Genomic DNA, 7,312 nt, shown 5'->3' on the forward strand with positions numbered 1-7,312 from the left:
TCACGCGGTGTCTTTCGGACCCCAGGGGATGACGGCCTGCAGGGAGAGATCGTCCTGGTTGGCGGCCTTGCCGAGATTGGCGTTGAAGCCGTGGTCGCGGATGGTCAACGTGTAGTAGTCGGCGCCGGTCTCCTTGTTCTGCTTCTTCCAGATGCCGCCGCACTCGACCAGCTTGCCGCGCGGGGAGCGGCCGAGGACGCGGTGCGTGGGGGCCATCGGGTTCGTGCTCGCGACGGGTTCGACCGTGATGTCGAGGTCGAAGGTCAGGGTCGAGATGGACCCGACGCCCTTGGCGGTTTCGATGTCGGCGCTGGTGAATTTGATGCAGTTCGTGGTCATTGCTCTTCTCCTTGTTTGCGTTGCAATGATGGTCACCTTGCAGCTGGCCAAGGCCCGGCCACACCGCAGGCGGAGCGCAGCGGAGAGGGGCAGGCGCCGGTCTTTTTGCTCCGCGCGGAATGACCCGCAGGGACAGGGGAAAAAGATCGGCGACAACCTTTGTGGACGGGACGACAGCTGCGACGAGCATGTCATGCAACTCAGACATCGGGAGAAGTGCAGTGGCAGCGAAGGAAACTGGGTGAACAGCCGAGGGAGATGCCATGAGGGTATTGGCTCCTTTCTAACTCACCGAAGATGAGACATAGTCCAGACCTCAATGTCGCATCCCCAGGATCACTAACGTGCCAATAGTCTTCGCTGAAGCGCCCACGATGCGGAGGAGTGCTCGAGGCAAACAGGGCGTGGAACGAAAGGCCGGATCGCCACGAGACACCGCAACCATCCAATAGCCCTAATAGACAGCCCGGCTGGTTGGTTCGGTCAGAATATGGGACAGGACATTTGACCAAGGGCCGCCGCTACCAACAGACGGGACATAGTCTCTAGCTCCGGCAAGCGTCGCCGACTTGCCCTTCCAGTGCTCATGCTATACGTCATTGACACATACACCGCCGAAACCTATATGGGACAAGAGATGACACGATTGCATACAGTGGTCGAACTGCCCGAATTCCAGAGGCGCGCCAAGGCAATCATGTCAGACCAGGAGCGAGAGGCCGCGATCGACTTCATCGCCGCTAATCCGGAAGCTGGCGTCTCTCTTGGCGGCGGACTTCGGAAGGTCCGCATCCCGAGAGAGGGAGGCGGAAAGAGCGGCGGCTTCAGGACGGTGTATGTCTTTGGCGGGACCCGTATGCCGATTTTCCTGATCACGGTCTTCGCCAAGAATGAGAAAGCCAACCTGTCAAAGACCGAACAGGCCGCGGCAGTAGAGATGAGCAAGGCGCTTGTCGCGAAATATGGAGACGCAACATGAGTGCATTTGAATCCGTGTCCAAGGGACTGGAAGAGGCGCTGGCCTTCGCAGATGGCGATTTGGCCGGCGCAAAGGTGCATGAAGTTTCCGTGGCCGAGGTCGATGTCGCCGAAGTTCGGCAACGGACGGGCCTGTCCCAGGCAGAGTTCGCCAAGAGCATTGGCGTCGCGAAAGGCACGCTGCTGAACTGGGAACATGGGCGCCGGCACCCGACAGGCCCGGCTCAGGTTCTGCTGGCATTGATCGCAAAGAAGCCTTCTGTCGTGCAGGACCTTTTGCGCGGGGCGTGAACCGGGGCCTAGGCCCCGATCCTCTTGATGCGGATCCCGAGCTTGCGAGCCTTGTCGACGATATTCTCGGTGATACCCGAACCGGGCGTGGCGATCAGACCCTGCGGCATCGTCTCGAGCATCTTGTCGTTGCGCTTGAAGGGGGCGGCCTTGCCGTGGCTCTTCCAGTCGGGCTTGAAGACCACCTGGGTGACGCCGCGGGTATCTGCCCAGCGAGCCGCTATCATCTCGGCGCCTTTGGGCGTGCCGCCGTGCAGGAGCACCATGTCCGCGTATTTGGCATGCGTGGCGTCGAGGACGGACCAGATCAGATCGTAGGCGTGATAATCCCCGCCAGAGAAGGCGATCCGCGTACCTTCGGGGCAGTGCACCTCGGTCTCTTTGCGGCGCTTGGCCGAGAGATAGGCCCGGCTGTCCACCACGGCGGATGTGAGGCCGCGATGCGAGACCTTGGATCCGGTGCGCGGTAGCCAGGGTGAGCCGGTGGTGGCCGAGAAGTGATCCACGGCCAGATCGCGCATCTGCTCGAAAGCGTCGCGATGGTCCCAGAGCTTGAGCCCGATCATTTGGAGACGCTCGAGCTCGACCGAGGCGATCTCGGAGCCGTCCTGGATGGCGAGGCTTTCCCGGACCTCGAATTCGTTGTCGTCGAGGAGCTTCTGGATATGGGTCAGCCGGCGATGGAAGATCGAGGTCAGAGACCAGAGCATCTCTTCAAGATTGTCTTCCAACTGGCTGCCAGTGAGGAGGACGATGGTGGTGTCAAAGAGGGTCGCCATGGCGAGGTCTACCTCATCTGGCTGGGGCAGGGGGCGATGATCGGTCTCACCGGGTCCCGGTCTCGCGCCATGAAGTGCGAGGTGGTCGAGGATGGCGGAGGTCACGCCGGTCTCCTCTTGGATGTCTGTCTGATTGGGCATTGTCTGGTTCCTCTGTTGGATCTGACCCGATTTGGATGGGGCGATAACAGGACCGGCGGCGACCGGGCCGCATCCGTCAGGATCGGAGCAGAGCGGAGAATGTGACCCGGGCCGGAAAATTGCCCCCGCGAGGAATGCCCTGAAGGGGCAGGGGAATTTTCTGGTGCGTGGCGCATTGCTGCCCGGGCGAGGGGCACTCAGCCCCGACCCGCCGGTCCATCGCTCCCGAAATCCAAACGGGATCAGATCGAACCCGCGGAACCTTTGCTCTGTCGGACATCACCGGGGAGGTTGACGGTCACCCATCCTCAATCTCCAGACCTTGTGCTTTCATGGCCCCTAACAGGGACCGGCGCAGCGCATCTTTGCCAAATGCCCGCAGATCGTCGTTGAAATCCCCCATGGCCGGCACGAGGCCGCCACATGCAATTCCAAGCGATTCCAGCTGGTTACGCAATTTCGTTGATGCGTTACGTCCAGCTTCGTCATTGTCCCGCGCGATCCAGATGCGCTTTATCCCCGGCGGCGGGATGAAGAGGCCGAGATGGGTGGCGGTGAGACAGGAGGCAAGGTTGAATTCAGGAAGAGCCGTGCCGATCGAGAGGGCGTTCTCGAGCCCTTCGCCGACGATGAGATCGCTACGAGAGGTGCCGGACCAGAAGCGGATGGCATGCCCGTGCAGATGTCCAAGGATCCTTTTCGGGCTCTCGATCGCAGCCAGACCGCCGGTGGACGGGTCGAGAAAAACCCTTGCGCATCCGGTGATCTGGCCCCGATTGTCAGTGATCTTAGCCAGCAGGGCAGGGGCCCTTTGTGGCGGATTGGCGTCGTCTTCGCCCTGCCGCAGGAAGACCCGCGGGTGATAGCGCAGGGCCGGGCCAAGACGCGTGATCCCGCGACCTTGCAGATAGGTGGCGCCCAATGTGCCAAGCACCGGCTTGCCTGCGGAGAAGAGTTTGCGCGCCCGCGCGATGCGTTTGCTGGAGGCAGCATCCGGTCGCTCAGCCCTTTGGGTTTCACGAGGTGCGGCAGGGCAGGGGCCCTCACCGAGAAAGGACCGGGCCTCCCTCAGGGTTTCCTTCAGCGTAACCGATCCGAGCCGTTCATGAAGCAGGTCGATCAGGTCGCCGTATTCACCCGTCGCGAAGTCCTGCCAAGACCCAGCCTTGCGCCAGCCTTCCGCCTGCAGTCGGATCGCGAGACTCTGCCCTTTTGCGCCAGAGGTGTCGCCAACCTGCCAATAGTTGCCCTGCTTGCGGCCTTCGGGAAAATACTGGCGGCAGAAGCTCTCGGCGCGGTCTGCCAGATCGGCCGAGAGATCTGCGATGCTGCGCCGCGCGTTCATGCGGCGGCATCCGCTGCGCCGGCGCCAACCGGATGCTCGGTGAGAATACGCGCCAGCACGTCGATGCCGTCCACCGGAATGAACACCCGGGTCTTCCACTGGATCACCTCGGTGAAGCAGCCCATCGCTTTCAGGCCGGGCAGGGCCGTGCCCGACGCACCGATCAGTTCAAGCCTCGGCTGTCCCATGACCAGGGACCGGCGCAGCTGGTAACCACCGAGCAGGCTGAGGGTCGTCCTGGCGTCCATCACCGCGGCGAAGACCTCCTGCGGTGTCATCTCGATTTGACAATCGAGGCCGAGCCGCGCGTAGACATTGAGAAGCTGCTCCTGGCTGACCAAACGGCCGATGGCGCGCTCGCCGTCTTGGGTCTGCAGGCGATAAATGCGCATGTTGTCTGGGGGGAGCCGGTCCCAGATCGGCAGGAGCAACCCGCAGATCAGAGTGATCTTCGATGTGGTGAACTCCGGCACCGCGTCAACCTCGGCCTGCCAGAACTGTTCGAACATCGCATCATCTATCTCTTCCCAGTGTGATTTCGAGAATTCGGAAAGGGCGAGGATCTCTGTTGCCATGGGCCGCAGCAGTTTCACCCGCAGGATCGGTACACCGTCCTCATCCATGAAGGCCGGTGCCTTGACCATCAGGGCCGCGCGCTTGGAGGTCTTGTTCCAGCACAGCGTCGCGCCTTTCGTGTCAGCGCAGATTGCTTTGACGCGGGGCAGGGTGAGCGGATCATTGCGATCTGTGCGCTCCACGGTCAGGGCAGTCGCCGTCGCGCCCGTCGCGTCATGCTCGAAGATGACCTTGCGATCGACGATCTCGAATTTCTCGGCGCGCAGGGTCTCAAGGCCGACATCGAGCGTGCCTGCCTGACGCGCGTCCTCGATGATCGCCGAAAGAAACCCACCAAAGGCCTCGAAAATTGCGTCCTGCATGTCGATCCTCAGCGCAAGGCAGCGGTTCAGGAACTGCCGGATCGGCGGCAGATTCTCTTTCATCGTGCCGTCCGCCTCATCGAGCGTCAGCCCGGTCATCTCCTGGAATTTGGCGTAAGAGCAGGCCTCGATCTTGCCCGCACGCAGCTTGTAGAAGAACTGCCGCAGCGCAGCGCGTGCGTAGGGACTCTCAAGGTTGTCCTCGGCGCGGAACATGTTCTGCCCGCCGGTCTCGCGTTGCCCCTTGGTGATGGCACCGAGCGTGTCGAGGCGGCGGGCGATGGTGGAGAGAAACCGCTTCTCACCTTTCACATTGGTCGCGACGGGGCGAAAGAGCGGCGGCTGCGCCTGATTGGTGCGATTGGTGCGCCCCAGCCCCTGGATCGCATTGTCCGCCTTCCAGCCGGGCTCCAGAAGGTAATGCACCCGCAGGCGCTGGTTCTTGGCCTCCAGATCGGCATGATAGCTGCGCCCGGTGCCCCCGGCATCGGAGAAGATCAGGATGCGCTTAGCATCGTCCATGAAGGCCTGCGTCTCGCCGAGGTTGGAGGAGGCGGCGCGGTTCTCGACCTTGAGCCGCCCTTCGCGCGTTTTCACGATGCGCCGCTTGCGCCCCGTGACCTCGGCCACCGCGTCCCCGCCGAAATGCCAGAGGATCTGGTCGAGCGCACCCTGCAACGGGGCGAGGGCACCCAGATGCTCGACGAGCTCATCCCGGCGCCGCTCAGCCTCGCGGCAGGTAATCGGGTTGCCATCCGCATCGAGAGCGGGGCGCGAGCGCAGATCGCCATTCTCGTCGGTGTAGGGCTCGAAGAGCTGCGTCGGGAACGAATGCATCAGGTAGTCCATGATGTTCTCCCTCGGCGTAAAATCGACCTGCAGATCATCCCAGTCCGAGGGCGGGATCTCCTCGAGGCGGCGTTCCATCACAGCCTCGCTGGTCGAGACCACCTGGATCACCGCCGCATGACCCGCCGCCAGGTCCGCCTCGATCGCGCGGATCAGCGAGGGGCATTTCATGGCGGTGATGAGATGATTGAAGAAGCGCTGCTTGTTGCTCTCGAAGGCTGAGCGCGCGGCGGATTTCGCCTGGGCGTTCAGCGTGCCGGTCTCGGAGGAAATACCCGAGGCCTGAAGGGCCGCCTCGAGGTTGGTGTGAATGATCTGATAGGCGTCGGCGTAGTTGTCGTAGATCGCGACCTGGGCGGGGGTCAGGTCGTGCACCAGCATCTCGTATTCGACCCCGGCATAGGAAAGGGACCGCGCCAGATAGAGCCCAAGCGCCTTCAGGTCCCGCGAGATCATCTCCATGGCCGCAATGCCCCCGGCCTCCATCGCGGCGACAAACTCGGCCCGCGTCACGAAGGGGAAATCTCCCGTACCCCAGAGACCGAGGCGGGAGGCATAGGCGAGATTGCCGACAACCGTCGCCCCGGTGGCCGAGACGTAGAGCACGCGGGCATCAGGAGCCGCGTTCTGCAGTGCGAGGCCGGCGAGACCTTGCTGCGACGCCTTCTTGTCGCCGCGGTCGGACTTTTCGCCGGCGGCGTTCGCCATGGCGTGGCTTTCGTCGAAAGCGATGACCCCGTCGAACCCCTCGCCGAGCCAGGACGTCACCTGGTCGAGGCGGGAGGCTTTCCCCTCGCGTTCGGCCGAGCGCAGCGTGGCATAAGTGACGAAGAGGATGCCCTCGGGCAGGCGGATATCGCTCCCCTGACGGAACTTCGAGAGCGGCACGATATCGCTTTCGCGCCCACCGAGCGCCATCCAGTCGCGACGCGCATCCTCGATGAGCTTGTCGCTTTTTGAGACCCAGGCCGCGCGGCGGCGCCCTTTGAGCCAGTTGTCGAGGATGATGCCCGCGACCTGCCGCCCCTTGCCGCAACCGGTGCCATCGCCGAGGAACCAGCCCTTGCGCAGGCGGAATGCACCCTCGTCACCCTCGGCGGCTGCCATCAGCTGGCCTTCGATCTCGCCGCGTTTGAACCAGCCCTTCAGATGCGTCTCGTGGGCATTGCCCGCATAGATGACGCTTTCGAGCTGCGGCGCGGAGAGGAGACCGTCGGCGACAAGAGTCTTCGGCAGGACGGGGCGGTAGGTCGGGACGGGCGGCGGGACCGAGGCCATGGCAGCAGATTGCACAAGTGCAGTGGGATGCTCCACCGCGCTGTCGATCCTGATCGCCTGAAGGTCATAGGCCTCGTAGACCGTATCCTGCAATACGCCGTCCGGTTCACTCCAGGCTTTCGGCAGATAGTCGAGCGGGGCCATCTCGATGTCGTCAAACGGATGTCGCGCGCGTTCCTCGGCGAGGGCACGGGTTTCCTGGCGGGCGGCGTTGCGCAGGGCATGGAGGTTGGTGCGGGTCGGGCGGGTCGGCACCGACAAGGCCGAACTGGTAGGGCAGGGCGGGGGGCTGCGGCGCTCGGGACAATGGGTCAGCACGGCGGAGAGAAGAGCGGCCGTGGTCGCGCAGGTCGGATGATAGGCGCCATCGATGT

The 7,312-nt window shown here is 63.2% G+C and carries 6 protein-coding genes; 2 read left to right on the forward strand and 4 right to left on the reverse strand.

Annotation, left to right across the window (positions count from 1 at the left end):
* Positions 1-339 carry a DUF736 domain-containing protein gene (locus A3728_RS03490; protein ID WP_067920307.1) on the reverse strand — a complete coding sequence of 113 codons (339 nt, stop codon included), beginning with the start codon at positions 337-339 and terminating at the stop codon, positions 1-3.
* A gap of 637 nt (positions 340-976) precedes the next feature.
* Here A3728_RS03490 and A3728_RS03495 point away from each other — a divergent pair.
* Both A3728_RS03495 and A3728_RS03500 read left to right on the forward strand, forming a co-directional pair.
* Positions 977-1,318, forward strand: coding sequence for a type II toxin-antitoxin system RelE/ParE family toxin (locus tag A3728_RS03495; RefSeq protein WP_067920311.1), 342 nt, complete (start codon positions 977-979; stop codon positions 1,316-1,318).
* A complete protein-coding gene (locus tag A3728_RS03500) occupies positions 1,315-1,608 on the forward strand; it encodes a helix-turn-helix domain-containing protein (protein ID WP_017468722.1) in 294 nt (97 codons plus the stop codon). The genes A3728_RS03495 and A3728_RS03500 overlap by 4 nt, the downstream gene beginning before the upstream one ends.
* Before the next feature lie 8 nt (positions 1,609-1,616).
* Here the strand turns inward: A3728_RS03500 and A3728_RS03505 are convergent, their stop codons facing one another.
* From A3728_RS03505 to A3728_RS03515, 3 genes are all read right to left on the reverse strand, one after another.
* Positions 1,617-2,528 carry a DUF2493 domain-containing protein gene (locus A3728_RS03505; RefSeq protein ID WP_067263177.1) on the reverse strand — a complete coding sequence of 304 codons (912 nt, stop codon included), beginning with the start codon at positions 2,526-2,528 and terminating at the stop codon, positions 1,617-1,619.
* A gap of 298 nt (positions 2,529-2,826) precedes the next feature.
* Positions 2,827-3,873 (reverse strand): DUF7146 domain-containing protein, encoded by a 1,047-nt coding sequence (locus A3728_RS03510; RefSeq protein WP_067263174.1) that lies wholly within the window; start codon positions 3,871-3,873, stop codon positions 2,827-2,829.
* Positions 3,870-7,312 (reverse strand): strawberry notch family protein (locus tag A3728_RS03515; protein ID WP_067920309.1); only part of this gene is annotated, 3,443 nt, incomplete at its 5' end. The genes A3728_RS03510 and A3728_RS03515, both read right to left, overlap by 4 nt.

The sequence above is a fragment of the Sulfitobacter sp. HI0040 genome, assembly GCF_001634885.1.
Lineage (GTDB): Bacteria > Pseudomonadota > Alphaproteobacteria > Rhodobacterales > Rhodobacteraceae > Sulfitobacter.

Excerpts from the sequence above, each read along its gene's own strand:
- A3728_RS03495 (WP_067920311.1), top strand. The coding sequence starts at position 977 with ATGACACGATTGCATACAGTGGTCGAACTGCCCGAATTCCAGAGGCGC.
- A3728_RS03490 (WP_067920307.1), bottom strand. The coding sequence starts at position 339 with ATGACCACGAACTGCATCAAATTCACCAGCGCCGACATCGAAACCGCC.
- A3728_RS03510 (WP_067263174.1), bottom strand. The coding sequence starts at position 3,873 with ATGAACGCGCGGCGCAGCATCGCAGATCTCTCGGCCGATCTGGCAGAC.
- A3728_RS03500 (WP_017468722.1), top strand. The coding sequence starts at position 1,315 with ATGAGTGCATTTGAATCCGTGTCCAAGGGACTGGAAGAGGCGCTGGCC.
- A3728_RS03505 (WP_067263177.1), bottom strand. The coding sequence starts at position 2,528 with ATGCCCAATCAGACAGACATCCAAGAGGAGACCGGCGTGACCTCCGCC.